Annotated in this window: 19 protein-coding genes; 11 read left to right on the top strand and 8 right to left on the bottom strand. The window is 61.3% G+C overall.

Features of this window, described 5'->3' with window-relative positions; genetic code table 11:
* Window positions 1-16: 16 nt before the first annotated feature.
* The 10 genes from J4E42_RS16140 (at window position 17) to J4E42_RS16185 (ending at window position 11,381) form a co-directional block, all read left to right on the top strand.
* Window positions 17-958 carry a quinoprotein relay system zinc metallohydrolase 1 gene (locus J4E42_RS16140; protein ID WP_207285641.1) on the top strand — a complete coding sequence of 314 codons (942 nt, stop codon included), beginning with the start codon at window positions 17-19 and terminating at the stop codon, window positions 956-958.
* Window positions 959-1,206: 248 nt separating this feature from the next.
* Window positions 1,207-2,982 (top strand): PQQ-dependent methanol/ethanol family dehydrogenase, encoded by a 1,776-nt coding sequence (locus J4E42_RS16145; RefSeq protein WP_008024869.1) that lies wholly within the window; start codon window positions 1,207-1,209, stop codon window positions 2,980-2,982.
* A 246-nt stretch (window positions 2,983-3,228) separates the two neighbouring features.
* On the top strand, window positions 3,229-4,749 hold the full coding sequence (locus J4E42_RS16150) for an aldehyde dehydrogenase family protein (protein WP_008024867.1): 1,521 nt from the start codon (window positions 3,229-3,231) through the stop codon (window positions 4,747-4,749).
* Window positions 4,750-5,009: 260 nt separating this feature from the next.
* Complete coding sequence (gene pqqA, locus J4E42_RS16155; RefSeq protein ID WP_003253598.1) at window positions 5,010-5,081, top strand: pyrroloquinoline quinone precursor peptide PqqA; 72 nt, start codon at window positions 5,010-5,012, stop codon at window positions 5,079-5,081.
* 55 nt (window positions 5,082-5,136) lie between these two features.
* A complete protein-coding gene (gene pqqB, locus J4E42_RS16160) occupies window positions 5,137-6,051 on the top strand; it encodes a pyrroloquinoline quinone biosynthesis protein PqqB (RefSeq protein ID WP_207285642.1) in 915 nt (304 codons plus the stop codon).
* 118 nt (window positions 6,052-6,169) lie between these two features.
* Window positions 6,170-6,922 (top strand): pyrroloquinoline-quinone synthase PqqC, encoded by a 753-nt coding sequence (gene pqqC, locus J4E42_RS16165; RefSeq protein WP_207285643.1) that lies wholly within the window; start codon window positions 6,170-6,172, stop codon window positions 6,920-6,922.
* Window positions 6,919-7,191: a pyrroloquinoline quinone biosynthesis peptide chaperone PqqD gene (gene pqqD, locus J4E42_RS16170; protein WP_008024861.1), complete on the top strand. Its 273-nt coding sequence runs from the start codon at window positions 6,919-6,921 to the stop codon at window positions 7,189-7,191. The genes pqqC and pqqD overlap by 4 nt, the downstream gene beginning before the upstream one ends.
* Window positions 7,169-8,311, top strand: coding sequence for a pyrroloquinoline quinone biosynthesis protein PqqE (gene pqqE / locus J4E42_RS16175; RefSeq protein ID WP_008036765.1), 1,143 nt, complete (start codon window positions 7,169-7,171; stop codon window positions 8,309-8,311). Before pqqD ends, pqqE begins: the two co-directional genes overlap by 23 nt.
* Before the next feature lie 195 nt (window positions 8,312-8,506).
* On the top strand, window positions 8,507-9,670 hold the full coding sequence (gene ercA / locus J4E42_RS16180; protein ID WP_008024858.1) for an alcohol dehydrogenase-like regulatory protein ErcA: 1,164 nt from the start codon (window positions 8,507-8,509) through the stop codon (window positions 9,668-9,670).
* Complete coding sequence (locus J4E42_RS16185; protein ID WP_207285644.1) at window positions 9,654-11,381, top strand: NahK/ErcS family hybrid sensor histidine kinase/response regulator; 1,728 nt, start codon at window positions 9,654-9,656, stop codon at window positions 11,379-11,381. The genes ercA and J4E42_RS16185 overlap by 17 nt, the downstream gene beginning before the upstream one ends.
* Here J4E42_RS16185 and J4E42_RS16190 read toward each other — a convergent pair.
* From J4E42_RS16190 to copC, 6 genes are all read right to left on the bottom strand, one after another.
* On the bottom strand, window positions 11,366-12,244 hold the full coding sequence (locus J4E42_RS16190; protein WP_192227448.1) for an aldose 1-epimerase: 879 nt from the start codon (window positions 12,242-12,244) through the stop codon (window positions 11,366-11,368). The genes J4E42_RS16185 and J4E42_RS16190 overlap by 16 nt on opposite strands.
* Window positions 12,245-12,373: 129 nt before the next feature.
* Window positions 12,374-13,261, bottom strand: coding sequence for an SMP-30/gluconolactonase/LRE family protein (locus J4E42_RS16195; RefSeq protein WP_207285645.1), 888 nt, complete (start codon window positions 13,259-13,261; stop codon window positions 12,374-12,376).
* A gap of 52 nt (window positions 13,262-13,313) precedes the next feature.
* Entirely contained in the window at window positions 13,314-14,132 is an 819-nt protein-coding gene (locus J4E42_RS16200; RefSeq protein WP_008024848.1) for an NAD(P)-dependent oxidoreductase, read from the bottom strand.
* 272 nt (window positions 14,133-14,404) lie between these two features.
* Window positions 14,405-15,703 carry an OprD family porin gene (locus J4E42_RS16205; RefSeq protein WP_008024846.1) on the bottom strand — a complete coding sequence of 433 codons (1,299 nt, stop codon included), beginning with the start codon at window positions 15,701-15,703 and terminating at the stop codon, window positions 14,405-14,407.
* A 213-nt stretch (window positions 15,704-15,916) separates the two neighbouring features.
* A complete protein-coding gene (gene copD, locus J4E42_RS16210) occupies window positions 15,917-16,774 on the bottom strand; it encodes a copper homeostasis membrane protein CopD (RefSeq protein WP_207285646.1) in 858 nt (285 codons plus the stop codon).
* Window positions 16,775-16,777: 3 nt separating this feature from the next.
* Window positions 16,778-17,143, bottom strand: a complete 366-nt coding sequence (gene copC, locus J4E42_RS16215) for a copper homeostasis periplasmic binding protein CopC (protein WP_207285647.1) — start codon at window positions 17,141-17,143, stop codon at window positions 16,778-16,780.
* Window positions 17,144-17,289: 146 nt separating this feature from the next.
* Here copC and J4E42_RS16220 point away from each other — a divergent pair, with 146 nt between their 5' ends.
* Window positions 17,290-17,910 carry a TetR/AcrR family transcriptional regulator gene (locus J4E42_RS16220; RefSeq protein WP_008024841.1) on the top strand — a complete coding sequence of 207 codons (621 nt, stop codon included), beginning with the start codon at window positions 17,290-17,292 and terminating at the stop codon, window positions 17,908-17,910.
* Between the two features lie 116 nt (window positions 17,911-18,026).
* Here the strand turns inward: J4E42_RS16220 and preA are convergent, their stop codons facing one another.
* Complete coding sequence (preA, locus tag J4E42_RS16225; RefSeq protein ID WP_207285648.1) at window positions 18,027-19,301, bottom strand: NAD-dependent dihydropyrimidine dehydrogenase subunit PreA; 1,275 nt, start codon at window positions 19,299-19,301, stop codon at window positions 18,027-18,029.
* Window positions 19,302-20,669, bottom strand: coding sequence for an NAD(P)-dependent oxidoreductase (locus J4E42_RS16230; RefSeq protein ID WP_207285649.1), 1,368 nt, complete (start codon window positions 20,667-20,669; stop codon window positions 19,302-19,304).
* Window positions 20,670-20,673 lie beyond the last annotated feature (4 nt).

Below are 20,673 nucleotides of genomic sequence, written 5' to 3' on the forward strand. Positions count from 1 at the left end.
CTCAAAGGAGCGCGTGATGCGCTGGATGCTGCTGTTGTTCATTAGCCTGAGCCTTCCGGCGTTGGCCGAACTCGACTATTCACTCAAGCCCCGGCAGATCGCCGCCGACACCTGGCTGCTGGAAGGCAGTACCGACAATTTTGCCAAGGCCAACGGCGGCAACATCGTCAACACAGCGTTCATCGTCACCGAACGCGGGGTGGTGGTGATCGACACCGGGCCGTCCAGGCGATACGGCGAAGCGATGCGCAAAGCCATTGCCGCGACCACCGACAAACCGGTGATCCAGGTGTTGCTGACCCATCATCATCCCGATCATGTGCTGGGCAATCAGGCCTTCAGCGATGTGCCGATCGGCGGGCTCGCGGGCACCTGCGAGTTGTTGAAGCAGCAGGGCGACGCCATGGCCGAAAACATGTATCGGCTGGTGGGCGACTGGATGCGGGGCACCGAGGTGGTGTTGCCGACCGAGACGCTGATGCCCGGCGTGCGAAATTTTGGGAATCATGATCTGCGCCTGCTGAGCCTGGGTGGGCATACCGGCGCGGATCTGGCTATTCTCGACCAGCAAACCGGCGTGCTGTTTGCCGGGGATCTGGTGTTTTACCAGCGGGCGCTGACCACGCCCAACAGTCCGGGGTTGTCGGTGTGGCTGGCGGACATCGCCACGCTTCAGGGGCTGCCGTGGACGCTTATTATCCCCGGTCACGGCCCGGTGGCCACGGATGCAAAACCGTTCGAACAAATGCGTGACTACCTCGGCTGGCTCGACCAGTTGATGCGCGAGGGTGCGGCCAACGGCAGCGACATGGCCGAGATGATCCGCAGCCCGATTCCCGAACGTTTCGCCGGGATCAGCCTGAGTCGCTACGAACTGATCCGCAGCGTCAGTCATCTCTATCCGCGCTACGAGCGCACACAAATGAAACGCGTTGACTCCACCACCAACCAACGCTGATCCATTGTGGGAGCGAGCCTGCTCGCGATAGCGGTCTGTCTGTCACATTGATGCTGAATGTGCGGCCGCCTTCGCGAGCAGGCTCGCTCCCACAGGGGATGTGTGTTGGTCAATAACACCCGACCCTGTACTAAGGAACTAGCAATCTCAGCACTGCGGGCAATTGTTGCAAGGGCGGCGGCGCCCAAGAATCTGCACCAGACCGGGAAAATTTCCCGGGTATAACAATAACCGCAGAGGCAGCCGTCATGACCCAACCCGCACGTCGCCAACCCTTCGTCTTGAGCCTGTTGCTCAGTGCCATGCTGTTGTCCGGCACCGCATTGGCCGCCGTCACCGACCAGGACATTCTCCAGGACCCCAAGAACCCGGAGCAGGTCGTCACCAACGGTCTGGGCGTCCAGGGTCAACGCTACAGCCCGCTCGACACCCTCAACGTCAACAACGTGAAAGACTTGCGGCCGGTCTGGGCCTTCTCCTTCGGCGGCGAAAAACAACGCGGTCAGCAAGCGCAACCGATGATCAAGGACGGCGTTATGTACATGACCGGCTCCTACTCGCGGGTGTTTGCGGTGGATGCGCGCACCGGCAAGAAACTCTGGCAATACGATGCGCGTCTGCCCGATGACATCCGTCCGTGCTGTGACGTGATCAACCGGGGCGTGGCACTGTATGGCGACCTGGTGATTTTCGGCACCCTCGACGCCAAGCTCGTGGCCCTGAACAAAGACACCGGCAAAGTGGTGTGGAGCAAGAAAGTCGCCGACCACAAGGAAGGCTATTCGATCAGCGCCGCGCCGCTGGTGATCAACGGCAAACTGATTACCGGCGTGGCCGGTGGCGAGTTCGGCGTGGTGGGCAAGATCGAAGCCTACGACCCGAAAAACGGTGATCTGTTGTGGACCCGACCCACCGTCGAGGGCCACATGGGCTACGTCTACAAGGACGGCAAAGCGGTAGAGAACGGTATCTCCGGTGGCGAAGCAGGCAAGACCTGGCCCGGCGATCTGTGGAAAACCGGCGGCGCCGCCCCTTGGCTCGGCGGCTACTACGACCCGGAAACCAATCTGCTGCTGTTCGGCACCGGCAACCCGGCGCCGTGGAACTCGCACCTGCGCCCTGGCGACAACCTTTACTCGTCGTCACGCCTGGCGCTGAACCCGGACGACGGCACCATCAAGTGGCACTTCCAGAGCACGCCCCACGACGGCTGGGACTACGACGGCGTGAATGAACTGGTGTCGTTCAACTACAGCGAAGGCGGCAAAGAAATCAAAGCCGCCGCGACTGCGGACCGTAACGGCTTCTTCTATGTGCTGGACCGCACCAACGGCAAATTCATTCGCGGCTTCCCCTTCGTCGACAAGATCACCTGGGCCACTGGCCTCGATAAACAAGGCCGGCCGATCTACAACGAAGCCAGCCGTCCGGGCGCACCGGGCACCGAAGCCAAGGGCAGTTCGGTGTTCGTCGCCCCGGCGTTCCTCGGCGCGAAAAACTGGATGCCGATGGCCTACAACAAGGACACCGGGTTGTTCTACGTACCGTCCAACGAGTGGGGCATGGACATCTGGAACGAAGGCATCGCCTACAAGAAAGGCGCGGCGTTCCTCGGTGCCGGTTTCACCATCAAGCCCTTGAACGAAGACTACATCGGCGTATTGCGCGCCATCGACCCGAAAACCGGCAAGGAAGTCTGGCGTCACAAGAACTTCGCGCCGCTGTGGGGCGGGGTGCTGACCACTAAAGGCAACCTGGTGTTCACCGGCACGCCGGAAGGTTTCCTGCAGGCGTTCAATGCCAAGACCGGCGAGAAAGTCTGGGAATTCCAGACTGGCTCCGGCGTACTCGGCTCGCCCGTGACCTGGGAAATGGACGGCGAGCAGTACGTCTCGGTGCTGTCCGGTTGGGGCGGTGCTGTTCCGCTGTGGGGCGGTGAAGTGGCCAAGCGCGTGAAGGACTTCAACCAGGGCGGCATGCTCTGGACCTTCAAGTTGCCGAAAGACCTGGTGGCCAAGCACTAACTCCAACCGTAAAACCTGTGGGAGCGAGCCTGCTCGCGATAGCGGTGTGTCAGTCATAGCAATTCTGGCTGAACAGACGCCATCGCCGGCAAGCCGGTCTCACTCCTACAGGGGAATGCGTGAAACCTACTACCAAATAACGAGAGCCCCCCCTGCCAACGGCGCATTCGTCTGGCACGCGGGGCTCTCTACTATCGGTTCATCGCCTGTTTGCCCGACAGGCATCGACCCAGACAGAGGCCCATCATGATCTACGCACAACCCGGAACACCCGGCGCCGTCGTTTCCTTCAAACCGCGCTACGGCAACTTCATCGGCGGCGAGTTCGTCGCACCGGTCAATGGCGAGTACTTCACCAACACCTCGCCGGTAACCGGTGAAGTGATCGCCGAGTTCCCGCGCTCCAGCGCCGCCGACATCGAAAGGGCGCTCGACGCCGCCCACGCCGCTGCCGATGCCTGGGGCAAAACCTCGGCGCAGGACCGCTCGCTGGTGCTGCTGAAAATCGCCGATCGCATCGAACAAAACCTCGAAATCCTTGCCGTCACCGAAACCTGGGACAACGGTAAGGCCGTGCGCGAAACCCTCAACGCCGACGTACCGCTGGCCGCCGACCACTTCCGTTACTTCGCCGGTTGCATCCGTGCACAGGAAGGCGGCGCCGCCGAAATCAACGAGCTGACCACCGCCTATCATTTTCACGAGCCATTGGGCGTGGTCGGGCAGATCATCCCGTGGAACTTCCCGCTGCTGATGGCCGCGTGGAAACTCGCCCCGGCCCTGGCGGCCGGCAACTGCATCGTGCTCAAGCCTGCCGAGCAGACACCGCTGTCGATCATGGTCTTCGCCGAACTGATCGCCGACTTGCTGCCGGCCGGCGTGCTCAACATCGTGCAAGGATTCGGTCGCGAAGCCGGTGAGGCACTGGCCACCAGCAAACGTATCGCCAAGATTGCCTTCACCGGCTCCACTCCGGTGGGCGCGCACATCATGCATTGCGCCGCCGAGAACATTATTCCGAGCACCGTCGAACTGGGCGGCAAGTCGCCGAACATATTCTTCGAAGACATCATGAACGCCGAGCCACAGTTCATCGAGAAAGCCGCCGAAGGCCTGGTGCTCGCCTTCTTCAACCAGGGCGAAGTCTGCACCTGCCCGTCGCGGGCACTGGTGCAGGAATCGATCTACGAACCGTTCATGGCCGAGGTGATGAAGAAGATCGTCAAGATCAAGCGCGGCAACCCGCTGGACACCGACACCATGGTCGGCGCACAGGCGTCCGAGCAGCAATACGACAAGATTCTCTCGTACCTGAAAATTGCCCAGGAGGAGGGCGCCGAGCTGCTCACCGGCGGCGCGGCGGAGCGTCTTGAAGGTGACTTGTCGAGCGGCTATTACATCCAGCCGACCTTGCTCAAGGGCCACAACAAGATGCGCGTGTTCCAGGAAGAAATCTTCGGCCCGGTGGTGGGCATCACCACGTTCAAGGACGAAGCCGAAGCCCTGGCGATTGCCAACGACAGCGAGTTCGGCCTCGGTGCCGGCCTGTGGACCCGCGACATCAACCGCGCGTACCGCATGGGCCGGGCGATCAAGGCCGGTCGCGTCTGGACCAACTGCTACCACCTGTACCCGGCGCATGCCGCGTTCGGTGGCTACAAGAAGTCCGGTGTCGGCCGTGAGAACCACAAGATGATGCTCGACCATTATCAGCAGACCAAAAACCTGCTGGTGAGCTACGACATCAATCCGCTGGGGTTCTTCTAACCCCCGCAAAATCACCACTATCCTCCTGTGGGAGCGAGCCTGCTCGCGATGGCGGCGTGACAGTCAACATCAATGTTGAATGTAATGGCCTCATCGCGAGCAGGCTCGCTCCCACATTGGATTTTTGTGTGCCTGACGACCGCGCCATACCCCCTACCAACGCACCCCACAACCTCCTTCGAAAGTAGCATTCGGGCGCCTGCCGCCCCGTGCATTAATGGTTCTACCGGAATCGTCCGGCACAAGAAGAGGAATGACCCATGTGGACTAAACCCGCGTTTACCGATCTGCGCATTGGCTTCGAAGTGACGATGTATTTCGCCAACCGCTGATCGTCCACCCGGCCAGCCGCTGCGTTGGCCGGGCCTGCCTTCTGGAGCATCGCCCATGCACATTCGCGTTCTCGGTTCCGCCGCTGGCGGTGGTTTTCCGCAGTGGAACTGCAACTGTCGCCAGTGCGCCGGTATGCGCAATGGCAGCCTGCGCGCGCTACGTCGCACGCAATCCTCCATTGCCCTGAGCGACAACGGTGTGGACTGGGTGCTGTGCAATGCCTCCCCGGATATCCGCGCGCAACTCGAGAGTTTCGCGCCGCTGCAACCGGCACGTCGCTTGCGCGACACGGCCATTGCCGGCGTGGTCCTGATGGACAGCCAGATCGACCATTGCACCGGCCTGTTGAGCCTGCGCGAAGGCTGCCCGCATTCGGTGTGGTGCACCGAGCGGGTTCATGAAGACCTGAGCAGCGGCTTTCCATTGTTCACCATGCTCAAGCACTGGAACGGCGGTTTGCAGTGGCAACCGATCGGACTCGATCGCCAGCCGTTCAGCATCGCGGCCTGCGAACAGTTGCAGTTTCGGGCCATTCCACTGGTCAGCAATGCACCGCCGTATTCACCGAACCGGGGTAACCCACAGCCAGGCGACACCATTGGCCTGTTTATCGAAGACCGGCGCACGGGCGCTTCGTTGTTCTATGCGCCGGGCCTCGGGCAAATCGATGACGAGGTGTTGAGCTGGATGCAGCGTGCCGATTGCCTGTTGCTGGATGGCACGTTGTGGCGCGATGACGAAATGCGCGTCTGTGAAGTCGGCCAAAGCCTGGGCAGCGAGATGGGGCATCTGCCGCAGAGTGGGGCGGGCGGCATGTTGGAGGTGTTGGAGGGTTTTACTCGTCAGCGCAAGGTGCTGATCCACATTAACAACACCAACCCGATCCTCGACGAAGACTCGGCTGAGCGGGCGTTGCTGGAGCGGCGCGGGATCGAGGTGGCTTATGACGGCATGGGCATTGTGCTGTAGCGGATGACGCCTTCGCGGGCAAGCCTCGCTCCTACAGGTACAGCGTGGTCCTTGTAGGAGCGAGGCTTGCCCGCGAAGGCGCCAGACCAGACACCGCAAATCCTCCAGGAGACCTGCAATGACTGATACAGCGATGAACCCCACCGAATTCGAACAGGCCCTGCGCGCCAAAGGCGCGTACTACCACATCCATCACCCGTTCCACCAAGCCATGTACGCCGGTCGCGCCAGTCGCGAGCAGATTCAAGGCTGGGTCGCCAACCGCTTCTACTACCAGATCAACATACCGCTCAAGGACGCCGCCATCCTCGCCAACTGCCCGGACCGCGACGTGCGCCGCGAATGGCTGCAACGGATTCTCGACCATGACGGCGTGCCTGGCAGCGAAGGCGGTATCGAAGCCTGGTTGCGCCTCGGTGAAGCGGTGGGCCTGGATCGTGAGCAGATTCTGTCCCAGGAACTGGTATTGCCCGGCGTACGTTTCGCCGTGGACGCCTACGTCAATTTCGCCCGGCGCGCCTGCTGGCAGGAAGCGGCCAGCAGCTCGCTGACCGAACTGTTCGCCCCGCAGATCCACCAGTCGCGGCTCGACGCCTGGCCAGCGCATTACCCGTGGATCGACGCCGCCGGTTACGACTATTTCCGCACACGCCTGAGTCAGGCGCGGCGCGATGTCGAGCACGGTTTGCGCATTACCCTGGCGCACTACGTCACCGTCGAAGCCCAGCAGCGCATGCTGGAAATCCTCCAGTTCAAGCTCGACGTGCTGTGGAGCATGCTCGACGCCATGAGCATGGCCTACGAGCTGGAACGCCCGCCGTATCACACGGTGACCACCGAACGCGTCTGGCATCGGGGGATCGCCTTGTGAGCCCGATCAATCGTGCGCAGTCACCGGCATTGCGCCGGGGGTTTCGGCTGCAGTGGGAACCTCGTCAGGACTGCCATGTGCTGCTGTACCCCGAAGGCATGATCAAACTCAACGCCAGTGCCGGGCAGATTCTCGACCTGCTGGACGGTCAACGCAGTGTGGCGGCGATCATCGATTTGCTCTCCGCGAGTTTTCCCGGTGTGCCGGGGATCGACGAGGATGTGCTGGCGTTTCTGGAGGTGGCCCATGCTCAATTCTGGATCGAATGATGCGCCGCCGGGGCCACCGCTGTGGCTGCTGGCGGAGCTGACTTATCGCTGCCCGTTGCAATGCCCGTATTGCTCCAATCCACTGGATTTCGCCCAACAAGGCGCAGAGCTGAGCACTGACGAATGGATTCGCGTGTTTCGCGAGGCGCGTGCGATGGGCGCTGCGCAACTGGGGTTTTCCGGTGGTGAGCCGTTGGTGCGCCAGGACCTGGCGGAGTTGATAAAAGCCGCACGGGACATGGGTTACTACACCAACCTGATCACCTCGGGCATCGGCCTGACCGAGCAGAAAGTCCATGATTTCAAGGTCGCCGGACTCGACCATATCCAGATCAGCTTCCAGGCGGCCGACGAAGCGGTCAACAACATGCTCGCCGGCTCGCGCAAGGCGTTCGCGCAGAAACTCGCCATGGCCCGCGCGGTGAAAGCCCAGGGTTATCCGATGGTGCTGAACTTCGTCACCCATCGGCACAACATCGATCGCATCGACCGCATCATCGACTTGTGCCTGGAGCTGGAAGCGGATTTTGTCGAGCTGGCCACGTGTCAGTTTTATGGGTGGGCCGAGCTCAATCGCGTGGGCCTGTTGCCGACCCGCGAGCAATTGCAGCGCGCCGAACGCATCACCAATGAATACCGCGAACGGCTTGAGGCGCAGGGGCATCCGTGCAAGTTGATCTTCGTCACCCCGGATTACTACGAAGAACGCCCCAAGACCTGCATGAACGGCTGGGCCAATCTGTTTCTCGACATCACCCCGGACGGCACGGCGTTGCCCTGTCATAGCGCCCGGCAATTGCCGGTGACATTCCCCAATGTGCGCGAACACAGCATCGAGCACATCTGGAACGACTCCTTCGGTTTCAACCGCTTCCGTGGCGACGACTGGATGAAGGAGCCGTGCCGCTCCTGCGATGAAAAACACAAGGACCTGGGTGGCTGCCGCTGCCAGGCGTTCATGCTGACCGGCGATGCCGCCAATGCCGACCCGGTGTGCAGCAAGTCACCGCACCATGGCGTGATCCTCAAGGCTCGCGAGGAGGCCGAAGCGCCGGGGCAGGGCATGGAACACCTGACCTTGCGCAATGAGAAGGCCTCCCGCTTGATCTACCGCGGATGAATCAAGTAACACTCCCCCCTGTAGGAGCCAGCTTGCTGGCGATGAGGCCCGCGAGCCATACATCGCCAGTACGGCCGCCATCACCGGCAAGCCGGCTCCTACAGGGAATCTGACTACCCATTGGTCTGATTGCATTCACAGCCGGATGGGTTAGTGTGGTTCTTACCTTCCAAAACAATAAAAACAGGCTTTCCAATGAGCCAGAGTCTCAGCCAGCTGCGTAAATTCGTTTCGCCTGAAATCATCTTCGGTGCCGGTTGCCGGCACAACGTCGGCAACTATGCCAAGACCTTTGGCGCGCGCAAGGTCCTGGTGGTCAGCGATCCCGGCGTCATTGCCGCCGGTTGGGTTGCCGATGTCGAGGCCAGCCTGCAGGCCCAGGGCATCGATTACTTTTTGTATAGCGACGTTTCGCCCAACCCGCGTGTCGAGGAAGTCATGCTCGGTGCCGAGTTGTACCGGGAAAACCATTGCGACGTGATCGTCGCCGTCGGTGGCGGCAGCCCGATGGACTGCGGCAAGGGCATCGGCATTGTCGTCGCTCACGGGCGCAGCATCCTCGAGTTCGAAGGGGTGGACACCATCAGCGTGCCCAGCCCGCCACTGATCCTGATCCCGACCACCGCCGGCACCTCGGCGGACGTCTCGCAATTCGTGATCATCTCCAACCAGCAAGAGCGCATGAAATTCTCCATCGTCAGTAAAGCGGTGGTGCCGGACGTGTCTCTGATCGACCCGGAAACCACCCTGAGCATGGACCCGTTCCTGTCGGCCTGTACCGGCATCGACGCGTTGGTGCATGCCATCGAAGCCTTCGTTTCTACGGGCCACGGGCCACTGACCGACCCCCACGCGCTGGAAGCCATGCGCCTGATCAACGGCAACCTGGTGCAGATGATCGCCAACCCGACGGACATCGCCCTGCGCGAGAAAATCATGCTCGGCAGCATGCAGGCCGGGCTGGCGTTCTCCAACGCGATCCTCGGCGCGGTGCACGCCATGTCTCACAGCCTCGGTGGCTTCCTCGATTTGCCCCATGGCCTGTGCAACGCGGTGTTGGTGGAGCACGTGGTGGCCTTCAATTACAGCTCGGCGCCGGAACGCTTCAAGGTGATTGCCGAGACGTTCGGCATCGATTGCCGTGGCCTCAATCACCGGCAAATTTGCGGGCGGCTGGTTGAACATCTGATCGCGTTGAAACACGCCATCGGCTTCCACGAAACCCTCGGCTTGCACGGCGTCAGCACGGCGGACATCCCGTTCCTGTCGCAACATGCCATGCACGACCCGTGCATCCTGACCAACCCGCGTGAATCCAGTCAGCGTGATGTCGAGGTCGTCTATGGCGAAGCCCTCTGACGAGCAACAGGCGGCGCTGGCCGGCTTGCTCGGATTGGGCAGCCATTCGGCGCGCAAGAGCCATTACCCTGAACTGGCCGCCCGCCTGGAAGACCTGGAAACCGAGCGCAATCGCTACAAGTGGTTGTTCGAGCACGCGGTCTACGGGATTTTCCAGGCCAGCCTCGACGGCGGCATGCGGGCCGCCAACACGGCGCTGGCACGCATGCTCGGCTATCAGGACCCGCAAGACGTGATGTTTTCCAAGGCAGACCTGGCCAGCCAGCTGTTCGTCGGCGGTGAGCAGGAGCTGGAAAACATCGGCGAGATCCTTCGGCATCAAGGCAGCCTGCACGGCTACGAAACCCAGTTGCGCCGCCAGGACGGCAGCAGCGTCGATGTGCTGATGAACCTGTTGCTCAGGCCCGATAAGGAACAACTGGTGGAGGGGTTTGTCGCTGACATCACCGAACGCAAACAGGCCCAGCAACGGTTGCAACAACTCAATGACGAACTGGAGCAACGCGTCACCGCGCGCACCGACGAATTGCTTGAAGCCAACCGCAACCTGCAGCAACAGATCACCCAGCGTAAACAGATCGCCGAAGCCTTGCGCGATGCCCGTGATGCCGCCGAGGCCGCCAATCGCAGCAAGGATAAATACCTCGCCGCCGCCAGTCATGACCTGCTGCAACCGCTCAACGCCGCGCGTTTGCTGATTTCGACCTTGCGTGAGCGCAAACTGCCGGACGTCGAGCAGGTACTGGTCGAACGCACGCATCAGGCCCTGGAAGGGGCGGAAGATTTACTCACCGATTTGCTGGACATCTCCCGGCTCGATCAAGCGGCGGTCAAACCGGATGTCGCGTTGTACCGCCTCGATGAATTGCTCGGGCCGTTGGTGTCGGAATTCCAGTCAGTGGCCGACGCGGCCGGGCTGCGCTTGCGCGTGCACATGGGCGATTACGCCATTCGCACCGACCTGCGCCTGATGACGCGCATCCTGCGCAATTTCCTCAGCAACGCCTGTCGCTATACCGACCAGGGCAGCATCCTGCTCGGCGCCCGGCGTCGCGGTGACAGGCTGCGTCTGGAAGTCTGGGACACCGGGCGCGGGATCCCGGCGGATCGCCTCGACTCGATCTTCCTTGAGTTCAATCAACTGGACGTCGGCCGTGCCGCCGACCGCAAAGGTGTGGGGCTGGGGTTGGCGATCGTCGAGCGCATCGCCAAGATTCTCGACTACCGGGTCCAGGTGCATTCGCTGCCGGGACACGGCTCGATGTTCAGCATTGAGGTGCCGATTTCCCGTGAGGTTCCGTTACCCATCAGCCTCGCGGCGCCCCAGCCGGGCACGGGCAATCCGCTGCCGGGCCGGCGTTTGCTGGTGCTGGACAACGAGGTCAGCATTCTGCAAAGCATGAGCGCGCTGCTGGGGCAATGGGGCTGCGAAGTGGTCACCGCCACCGACGAGGCCTCGGCGCTGGCCGCGTTGCAGGGCCACGCGCCGGAGCTGATTCTGGCGGATTACCACCTCGATCATGGGGTGGTGGGGTGTGAGGTGGTCCGGCATTTGCGCGAGCATTTCAGCCAGACGATTCCGGCGGTGATCATCACCGCCGACCGCACCGATCAGTGCCGCCGCTCCTTGCAGCGACTGGATGCGCCGTTGCTGAACAAACCGGTGAAACCCGGCAAGTTGCGTGCGGTGCTGAGTCAGCTGTTGGGGTAGGCGCGGTATTGCAGGCTGAAACCCAGCTCGGCGGATTGACCTTGTTCCAGCAGCACCAGTCCCGGCCGACCGGGCAAGTGGTGCGCATTGACTGGATGGCTCACCGGTTCGATGCAGAAAAAACCCAGGTCCACCGGGCAGTACAGCAGGAAGTAATCGCTGCCGCTGGCCTGGCATTCCAGTTCATAACCGAGGTCGGGTTGCTGGATCAGGCAATGGCCATCCCATTGGCAGAAACCGTTGTCGACCAGCGTGTCGGGCAGGGCCTTGAGCTGGCGAAAATCCCACTCGGCAGGCAAAGGACCGAGTCGGGTCGGCAGTTTCGAGGCGTCGCACCACCACACCTGCTCAGCCTTGGCCTGTAACCGAGTGCCGGCGGTACGCGGCAGGTACGGGTGCAGCCCCAAACCATGCCACGCTGCGCGCTCGGCCAGATGCGTGACGTGCAACCCGATGCTCAGTTTGCCCTGGCTCAAATGAAAACGCTGCCGGGCGCGATAGGCGAACGGCCTGATGCTGTCGAGTTGCAGGACGACTTCATCACGGGTCTGCGAAACCACCTGCCACGGTTGTTGCCAGGCGCTGCCGTGAATCGGCAGGGGATCGGTGAGGCTGTTGGGCTCAAGCGCGAGCCAGCCGTCCGGGCGATCGAAACCACCGTCGGAAATGCGGTTGGACCATGGCACCAGCGGAAAACAGCCGAGCTTGCCCGGCAGACCGGTGTTCAGCGCGTGCGCGTCACTGTGGCGCAACAGCGGCTGGCCCGAACTGTTCACGGTCCAGTTGACTATGCTGCCACCGGTTTCGGGGGCGAGGGTGAGGTGGGTGAATTCGTCTTCGAGTTCGAGCAGTGTTGGCGTCATGGTGACCTGCGAAATCTATGAATGCGTGGACTATCCGTAGGAGCCAGGCTTGTCGGCGAAGGCGTCCTTGAGATCGCCTTCGCCGGCAAGCCTGGCTCCTACAGGTACAGCGTTGTCTGGCGAATTCGATCAGTGGCTGAAAAGGGGTTCCGGCAAACCTTTGACGCCCGGATCAAGGGCGAACACACCGCCCGCCAGTGACTGTTCGTCATGGTCGTCGCCGGGGCGGATCGAAGTCACGAACAGGGTGTCCAGTCGACTGCCACCAAAGGCGCACATGGTCGGCTTTTTCACCGGTACGGTGAGGGAGCGGTCCAGGCGTCCGTCGGGGGTGAAACGGTGAATCAGCCCGGCATCGTTGGCGCAAATCCAATAGCAGCCTTCGGCATCCACGGCAGCGCCATCGGGGCGACCGCAGAAGTGATTCATGTCGACGAACAGCCGACGGTTTGTCGGTGTGCCGCTGTCAATGTCGTAATCGAAGGCCCAGATTTGCTGGGCCAGGGGATGCGAGTCAGACAGGTACATCGTGCGCCCGTCCGGGCTGAAGCCCAGGCCGTTGGGGACGATGAATCCTGACAGTAGCGCGTCGAGCGGCCCGCGCTGCCCGTCGGTGTAGCGATACAGCGCACCGTCGGCCGCGTTGGCGCCCATGTTCAACACCATGCTGCCGGCCCAGAAACGCCCCTGACGGTCGCAGCGACCATCGTTGAGGCGCATGTCGGTGCGCGGGTGATCGACGTGGGCCAGCAACTCACTGTCGAGGCTGCCGTCATTGTGCGGCTGGAGGCGGAAGAATCCGCTTTCCATCCCGCCGACCCAGCTGCCATCGCGGTGACGCGCGATGCAGGCGAGCATCTCCGGCGCCGTCCAGGCCTCGACATGCCCGGTTTCGGCGCTCCAGCGTTGCAGGCCCCCGGCGGGAATATCGACCCAGTACAGGGCGTTTTCTTCCGGGACCCAGACCGGGCTTTCACCGACCGTGTTGCGGGCATCGACAATCAATTCGGCTTGCATGGCAACTCATTCCCTGGGTTTTTGTTGTGGGGATCAAGTGAACAGCGCTGACTCAATCGCCGAACGGACCGGACGCGACAAACGCGCCACCCTGGTAAACCATCGCCGGGTCATCAGCGGCCGGCATCGGCTGGGCGTCGATTTTTGCACGGAACACTTCAGAGGTGTCCTGCGGTGCATAACCCAGCGCGGTGGCGTAGCGGTTGTCCCACCAGAGATTTTTGTTGTCGGAAGCGCCATAGACCACGGTGTGGCCGACGTTCGGCGCGTACAGGGAACGTTCGATCAGTTGGGTCAGGTCGCCGAAGCTCAGCCAGGTGCTCATCATTCGGCGGTTTAGCGGTTCCGGGAACGAGGAGCCGATACGGATGCTGACGGTCTCGATGCCGTAGCGATCGAAGTAGAAGCTGGCCATGTCTTCGCCATAGGACTTGGACAAACCGTAGTAGCTGTCCGGGCGGCGAGGGGATCGGCCGTCAATCACTTCATCCTGTTTGTAGAAACCGATGACGTGGTTGGAACTGGCGAAAATCACCCGCTTGACGCCATGACGGCGCGCCGCTTCGTAGATGTGGAACACACCGCAGATGTTGGCGCCGAGGATGTCTTCGAACGAATGCTCTGTCGACACGCCGCCGAAGTGCAGGATCGCGTCCACGCCTTCGACCAGGTGATGCACGGCTTGCTTGTCCGCGAGGTCGCAGGTCACGACTTCTTCGCGGTCATCAATGGCGGGGGCGATGTCGGCGATGTCCGACAGGCGAATGACCTTGGCGTAAGGGCGCAGGCGTTCGCGCAGCACTTTACCGAGGCCACCGGCGGCACCGGTCAGCAGCAGGCGATTGAAAGGGGCTTGGGAAGTGGTGGTCATGGAAGTTCCTGGGCGCGAAATTATTGTTGTTGAGTTCGTTGTAGGTTGTCGTACGACTGTGCCGAAGTATCGTTAGGGTTTCCGGGTCTTGTCAACGCAACTTTGGTCAAAAAAGACGGAGGGTTACCTGGCAAGAACGCTATCCCTTGTAGGAGCCGGCTTGCTGGCGATGGACGTTAACGATCACGCGTAATAACTGGATATACGCGTCGCCCTTGAGTTCATCGCCAGCAAGCCGGCTCCTACAGGTTTTGGATCAGCCGGGCAGCGTATTACAACAACGAAATCGGGTAGTTGATGATAATGCGGTTTTCATCGAACTCGTTGTTGCTGAAGTCTTTGCGAATGCTCGCGTTGCGCCATTTGACGTTGAGGTTCTTCAGCACGCCGCTCTGTATGGTGTAGGCCAGTTCCGATTCGCGGCCCCATTCCTTGCCGTCGGTGATAGCGCCGGTGTGCACGTTATCGCCGCTGATGTAGCGGTTCATCATCGTCAGGCCGGGAATGCCCAGGGCGACGAAGTTGTAGTCATGACGCAGTTGCCAGGATTTTTCCCTGGCGTTGTCGTAGCTGGAGTTGTAGCTGTCATTGGCCAGGGTGCCGCCACTGGTGCCGTTGACGCGCATCCAGGCATTGTCGCCGGTGAGCTTTTGCAGGCCGACGTAAAAGGTGTTGCCGCCGTATTTGGCAGACAGCATGGCGAACGTGGTTTTGTTGTCCAGGTCACCGGCCAGGGCACTGCCATCTTCCTTGCCGTTGAAGAAGCCGAGGTTGGCGCCGAGGGTCCAGTCGCCGATGGGTTGGCTGTGGCTCAGGTTGAAATACTGCTGCTGATAAATGTCGCTGAGTTCCGCGTACCACACGCCGACCTGCGTGCGCTTCTCGTTGAACAGGTATTCACCACCACCGAAGTTGAAACGGTCCGAGGTGAACGCCGCTTTGCCGTTCATGGACATGTCTTCCATGCTCGCATCGTTGCGCGGGCTGTTCTGGCGGAACTGGCCGCCGTAGAGCGTCAGGCCGCTGATCTCGGTAGAGGTCACCTGGCCACCGCGGAAGGTTTGCGGCAGGGAGCGGCCGTCATCCGAACGCAGGATCGGCAGTATCGGCATCCATTCGCCGACCTTCAATTCGGTTTTCGAGATTTTGCCTTTGAGCGCCACTCCCATCCGGCCGAAGTTGTCGGCAGGGCGACCGTCATCGTGGATCGGCAGCAGTTGTGTACCGCCGGTGCCTTTGCCGCCATCGAGCTTTTGCGAGTACAGGCCCAGCACATCCACACCAAAACCGACCGGGCCTGGGGTGAATCCTGACTTGGCGTCGAGGATAAAGTTTTGCGTCCACTCTTCAGCCTTGCCTTGTGGGTAGGTCGGGTTGGTGAAGTTGCGGTTGATGTAGAAGTTGCGCAGGTTCAGCGTGGCCTTGGCGTCATCGACGAAACCTTCGGCGTGGCCGATCACAGGCATGGCGAGTACGGCCAGGCTGCTGCAACCGATCAGGCTCAGGGTATGCCGGCGTGCGAAGACAGGGCGAGAAGTGCGGATGGAGGAATTGCGGGCGAGTTTGCTCACTGTGACGTTCCCTGGGTATTTGTTGTTTTTATTTTTGTCATACGTCGTCGTACAACATCGGGGCGATTATTTGCGAGTGTTTCAGGGTATGTCAATCAGAAGTTATACGATGACTCGAATGGCCCCACACGATCCTTGTAGGAGCCGGCTTGCTGGCGATGGCGATCTCAAGTACGCCATCGCCGGCAAGCCGGCTCCTACAGGGGACGTGTTTTATCCGGTAATCATCGGGGGCATGGTGCCCAGGAGGGAGACTGCCGCCACCGCGCCAATGCCCAGCAGCCACTCCATAATCACGCTGGTTTTGAGCGTCGCCATGCGCTGCTCGCAATCCTTGATCCGCTGCCGATTGAACAGCGCCAACCCCAGCATTGCACTCACCAGCAGCACCTTGATCAGCAGAATCAACGCAAACCCGGACAGCAACGGGGTCGGCCAGAACTGCCCGGTCAACACCCGCACATTGATCAGCCCGGTAATCACCAATCCCGCCACCAGCGCATAACCGACGCCGCTGAAGCGTTGCAGTATTTCGCGGACAGCATGGCCAGCCGGTTGCCGCAGGATCATCACCAGCAGCAACAAGCCACCGAGCCAGGCGCCGACGCAGGTCAGGTGAATGATTTGATTGAGGATCAGCAACTGCCCGCTGAGGCCATCGAGCATCGCGCCGTGACCGACCGGCGCCAACGTCGCCAGCAGCAAGCCGCCGAGGACCAGGCGCAAGGGCTGGCTGGCGTGAAGCGGGGTCAGCAGTACAACCATCAGCAAACCATTGAGCAGCAGATGCCAGCGCCAGACCTGGCCGAAAAACGTATTGCCCAGCACCAGGCGCAAGGTCGACGGATCGAACGCTGCCTCCCACGCACCGGCCATGCTGACGGTGATCAGCAGCAGCCAGGCGATGCCGCTGACCAATGCGACCGAGGCGAGCCAGCGGCTGACTCGCGCCAGCGTTTTGTCCAGCAACGCCTCATGACCCAACAGCAGCGGCCTGAATACCCAGACCCCGAACAGCATCAGCACCACGGTGAAATGCAGGAAGCGGCACAGCACCATCGCGCTCGTCATGAATTACTGGCCAACCTTGAAGCTGTAGGCGCCTTCGCTTTTGTGGGTATCGACCGACACCGCATGCCATTCGACTTTGTAGGCGCCCGCCGCCAGTGGCGCAGCCGGGGTCACGACCAGGGTCTTTTTATCGCTGCCTTCGGTGGCCAGGCCTTTCACCGCAACGTTGGCGCCGTCCTTGCTGATCGTGACTTTGGTGAATGCCGCTTCGACACCTTCGGAGAACACCAGGCGCAAATCCGACGGTGCACTGACGGTGCTGTCGGCAGCCGGCGTCTGGCTTTTCAGATGGGCATGGGCAAACACCGACGAAGCGGCGAGCAGTGAGCCGAGCAGGGCGGCGGCGGTCAGGGTTTTCTTGAAAAGCATCGTGGATACCTCAGAGGCAGGTTCGAAGAAGGGCGACAGTTTAACTGCGAGCGTGAGCGGGCGGGTGTACGAAGTTTCGTTTTCCGCTGTCGCCGCGATGTAGGGCGGATGCTAGTCTTGAGCAACGCTGTTGTCAGGGAGCCCTCATGGGCAATCACAAGATCGAGATTCGCCGCAGTAACGTCGAAAAAATTCTGCTCGGGGCCGAAAAGGTCTTCGCCGAAAAAGGTTTCGGCGGCACTGCCATGGCGGACATCGCCGCCGAAGTGCAACTGCCGCGCTCCAATCTGCATTACTACTTCAGCACCAAGACCGAGCTCTACAGTGCCGTGCTGTTCGATTTGCTTGAAGTGTGGAAGCAGGATGCGCTGTGCTTCGAGATGTTCGATGACCCGCGCGTGGTGCTCAGCAGTTACATCCGCGCCAAGATGAACCACTCGCGCAGCCGGCCTTACGGCTCGAAAGTCTGGGCCAACGAAATCATCCACGGCGCGCCGACGCTGGGTGAGAAACTCGACGCCAGCCTGTACGACTGGGCCAAGATGAAAGAAGCGAAAATTCGCCAGTGGGTGGACGACAAACGCATCCTGCCGGTGGAGCCTTCCAGCCTGCTGTACATGATCTGGGCGTCGACTCAGCATTACGCCGACTTTGATCATCAGGTGAATATTCTGAACGATCACCAGCCGCTGTCGGACATGCAGTTCGAGCGGGCGGTGCAGACGGTGACGAGCGTGATATTGCGGGGGATCGGGTTGGAGCCCTGATATCTCGGGTGTTGCTGATGGCCTCTTCGCGGGCAAGCCTCGCTCCTACAGGTACCGCGCTGTACCTGTAGGAGCGAGGCTTGCCCGCGAAGGCGTCAGACCAGACAGCGCATCATTTAAACGGCGACATGGTACGGATTCCTCGGATCATGATTCCAATCCAGAAACGGCTTGCCGTTCTCCATCGGCACCATCTCGATGCAGTCCTGCACCGGGCAAGTGATCTGGCACAAATTGCAGCCCACACACTCGTCATCGATCACTTGATATTTGTGCGTCCCATCCGCCTGCCTGAGGCTGGCCACCGCCTGGTGCGAGGTGTCTTCGCAAGCGATATGGCAACGACCGCAACCGATACACGCCTCCTGGTCAATCTTCGCGATCACCTGATAGTTGATGTCCAGGTACTTCCAGTCCGTGGTATTGCCCACCGCGCGTCCGGAAAATTCCGACACGCTGGCGTAACCCTGACTGTCCATCCAGCGTGACAAACCGTCCTTCATGTCCTCGACAATCCGGAAACCATGCAGCATCGCCGCCGTGCACACCTGTACCGAGCCGCTGCCCAGCGCGATGAATTCCGCCGCGTCGCGCCAGTTGCCGATGCCGCCAATACCGGAGATCGGCAAGCCTTGAGTCTGCGGGTCGCGTGCAATTTCGGCGACCATGTTCAACGCAATCGGCTTCACCGCCGAGCCGCAATAACCGCCGTGAGTGCTTTGGCTGCCGACGATGGGGTTGGCGACCATGCGTTCCAGGTTAACGCTGGTGATCGAGTTGATCGTGTTGATCAGCGACACCGCATCGGCGCCACCGCGATGGGCCGCGCGGGCGGCGACGCGGATGTCGGTGATGTTCGGCGTGAGCTTGACGATTACCGGCAGCGAGCAATACGTCTTGCACCAGCGGGTGACCTGCTCGACATACTCCGGCACCTGACCGACGGCCGCGCCCATGCCCCGTTCCGGCATGCCGTGAGGGCAGCCGAAGTTCAGCTCGATGCCGTCGGCGCCGGTGGCTTCCACCAGCGGCAGGATGTGTTTCCAGGATTCTTCGACGCAGGGCACCATCAGCGACACGATCAAGGCGCGGTCCGGCCAATCCTTTTTCACCTGGGTGATTTCCCGCAGGTTGATCTCCAGCGAGCGGTCGGTGATCAGCTCGATGTTATTGAAGCCCAGCACTTCACGGTTGGCGCCGAAATGCGCCGAGTAGCGCGACGACACGTTGACCGCCGCCGGGTCTTCACCCAGGGTTTTCCAGACCACGCCACCCCAGCCGGCCTCAAAGGCGCGGACCACGTTGTAGGCCTTGTCAGTCGGCGGCGCAGAGGCCAGCCAGAATGGGTTGGGGGATTTGATGCCGGCGAAGACAATCGAAAGATCGGCCATTTACGCAGCCTCCACGTTGAGCATCAATTGAGCGTTGATCGCCTCGGCAGCCAGCTTGCCGTGCTGCACGGCTTGCACGGTGAGGTCCTGATCGAGGCTGGTGCAGTCGCCGCCGGCATACACGCCGGGGATGCTGGTGCGCAGCTGTTCATCGACGGCAATCCGATCGCCCTGACGCTTGAGTTCACGGGCCAGCGGGTCGCTGAGGGCGCTTGAGTCAAAGGCCTGACCGATGGCTTTGAAGATCGCATCGGCGACCAGTTCGAAGGTTTCGCCGGTGGTTTGCAGGCGACCTTCCACCAACTGTGTGCGGGCGAAGCGCATGCCGCGCACGTGGCCTTGAGCATCGAGCAACACTTCTTCGGGTTGCGCCCACGTCAGCAAGCGCACCTGATTGGCTTTGGCGATGTCTTGTTCATGGTGGGTGGCGCCCATGTCCTCGACACCGCGGCGGTACACCAGATTCACGTCATGCGCGCCGAGGCGGGCCATTTGCACGGCCATGTCGATGGCGGTGTTGCCGGCGCCGAGGACGATGCAATGGTCGGCCAAAGGCAGTTGTGTCAGGTCATCGGCCTGGCGTAACTCGCGGATGTATTCGGTGGCGGCGAGCAGGCCGGGTGCGTCCTCGTGATTCAGTCCAAGCTGTTTGCTGGCATTGAGACCGAGGCCGAGGAACACCGCGTCGAATTGCTGATGCAGGTCGCTCAAGGTCAGGTTTTCACCGAGTTTCTGCCCGTGACGGATTTCGATGCCACCGATCTGCAACAGGAAATCGAGCTCCTTCTGTGCGTAATCGTCCACCAGTTTGTACTTGGCGATTCCGTATTCGTTGAGGCCACCAGCCTTTTCCCGTGCTTCGAAAATCACCACGTCATGCCCGTGCATGGCACTGCGATGAGCGCAGGACAAACCCGCCGGACCGGCCCCTACCACCGCGATGCGTTTGCCGGTTGCGGCGGCGCGCGGGAAAGGGTGTTCGCTAAAGTGCGCGTTGTCCACGGCGTAACGTTGCAAGAGGCCGATCAAGACGGGCGCGCATTCATGGTCGTTGTTGCGCACACACGCTTGCTGGCAGAGGATTTCGGTCGGACAGACCCGGGCGCAACTGCCGCCGAGGATGTTCGCCGAGAGGATTTTTTGCGCCGCGCCTTGCACGTTGTCCTGATGGATATTGCGGATGAACGAGGGAATGTCGATGTCGCTCGGACAGGCATTCACGCACGGCGCGTCGTAGCAATACAGGCAGCGCGAGGCTTCCAGGTGCGCCTGGCGATCGTTGAGCGGCGGCGCCAGATCGGTGAAGTGGCCGGCGAGGGCGGCCGCATTCTCAACGGGATGCGGGAGGTGGGTCAGGGTCTTGATCACGGTG

It is taken from the genome of Pseudomonas sp. FW300-N2A2 (assembly GCF_017351735.1).
Lineage (GTDB): Bacteria > Pseudomonadota > Gammaproteobacteria > Pseudomonadales > Pseudomonadaceae > Aquipseudomonas > Aquipseudomonas migulae.

Bases quoted from the DNA above. Each gene is read 5' to 3' on its own strand.
- ercA (WP_008024858.1), top strand. From the start codon at position 8,507: ATGAGCCAGAGTCTCAGCCAGCTGCGTAAATTCGTTTCGCCTGAAATC.
- J4E42_RS16185 (WP_207285644.1), top strand. From the start codon at position 9,654: ATGGCGAAGCCCTCTGACGAGCAACAGGCGGCGCTGGCCGGCTTGCTC.
- J4E42_RS16145 (WP_008024869.1), top strand. From the start codon at position 1,207: ATGACCCAACCCGCACGTCGCCAACCCTTCGTCTTGAGCCTGTTGCTC.
- copD (WP_207285646.1), bottom strand. From the start codon at position 16,774: ATGACGAGCGCGATGGTGCTGTGCCGCTTCCTGCATTTCACCGTGGTG.
- J4E42_RS16220 (WP_008024841.1), top strand. From the start codon at position 17,290: ATGGGCAATCACAAGATCGAGATTCGCCGCAGTAACGTCGAAAAAATT.
- J4E42_RS16150 (WP_008024867.1), top strand. From the start codon at position 3,229: ATGATCTACGCACAACCCGGAACACCCGGCGCCGTCGTTTCCTTCAAA.
- pqqB (WP_207285642.1), top strand. From the start codon at position 5,137: ATGCACATTCGCGTTCTCGGTTCCGCCGCTGGCGGTGGTTTTCCGCAG.
- pqqE (WP_008036765.1), top strand. From the start codon at position 7,169: ATGCTCAATTCTGGATCGAATGATGCGCCGCCGGGGCCACCGCTGTGG.
- pqqC (WP_207285643.1), top strand. From the start codon at position 6,170: ATGACTGATACAGCGATGAACCCCACCGAATTCGAACAGGCCCTGCGC.
- J4E42_RS16190 (WP_192227448.1), bottom strand. From the start codon at position 12,244: ATGACGCCAACACTGCTCGAACTCGAAGACGAATTCACCCACCTCACC.
- J4E42_RS16195 (WP_207285645.1), bottom strand. From the start codon at position 13,261: ATGCAAGCCGAATTGATTGTCGATGCCCGCAACACGGTCGGTGAAAGC.
- J4E42_RS16200 (WP_008024848.1), bottom strand. From the start codon at position 14,132: ATGACCACCACTTCCCAAGCCCCTTTCAATCGCCTGCTGCTGACCGGT.
- preA (WP_207285648.1), bottom strand. From the start codon at position 19,301: ATGGCCGATCTTTCGATTGTCTTCGCCGGCATCAAATCCCCCAACCCA.
- J4E42_RS16140 (WP_207285641.1), top strand. From the start codon at position 17: ATGCGCTGGATGCTGCTGTTGTTCATTAGCCTGAGCCTTCCGGCGTTG.
- copC (WP_207285647.1), bottom strand. From the start codon at position 17,143: ATGCTTTTCAAGAAAACCCTGACCGCCGCCGCCCTGCTCGGCTCACTG.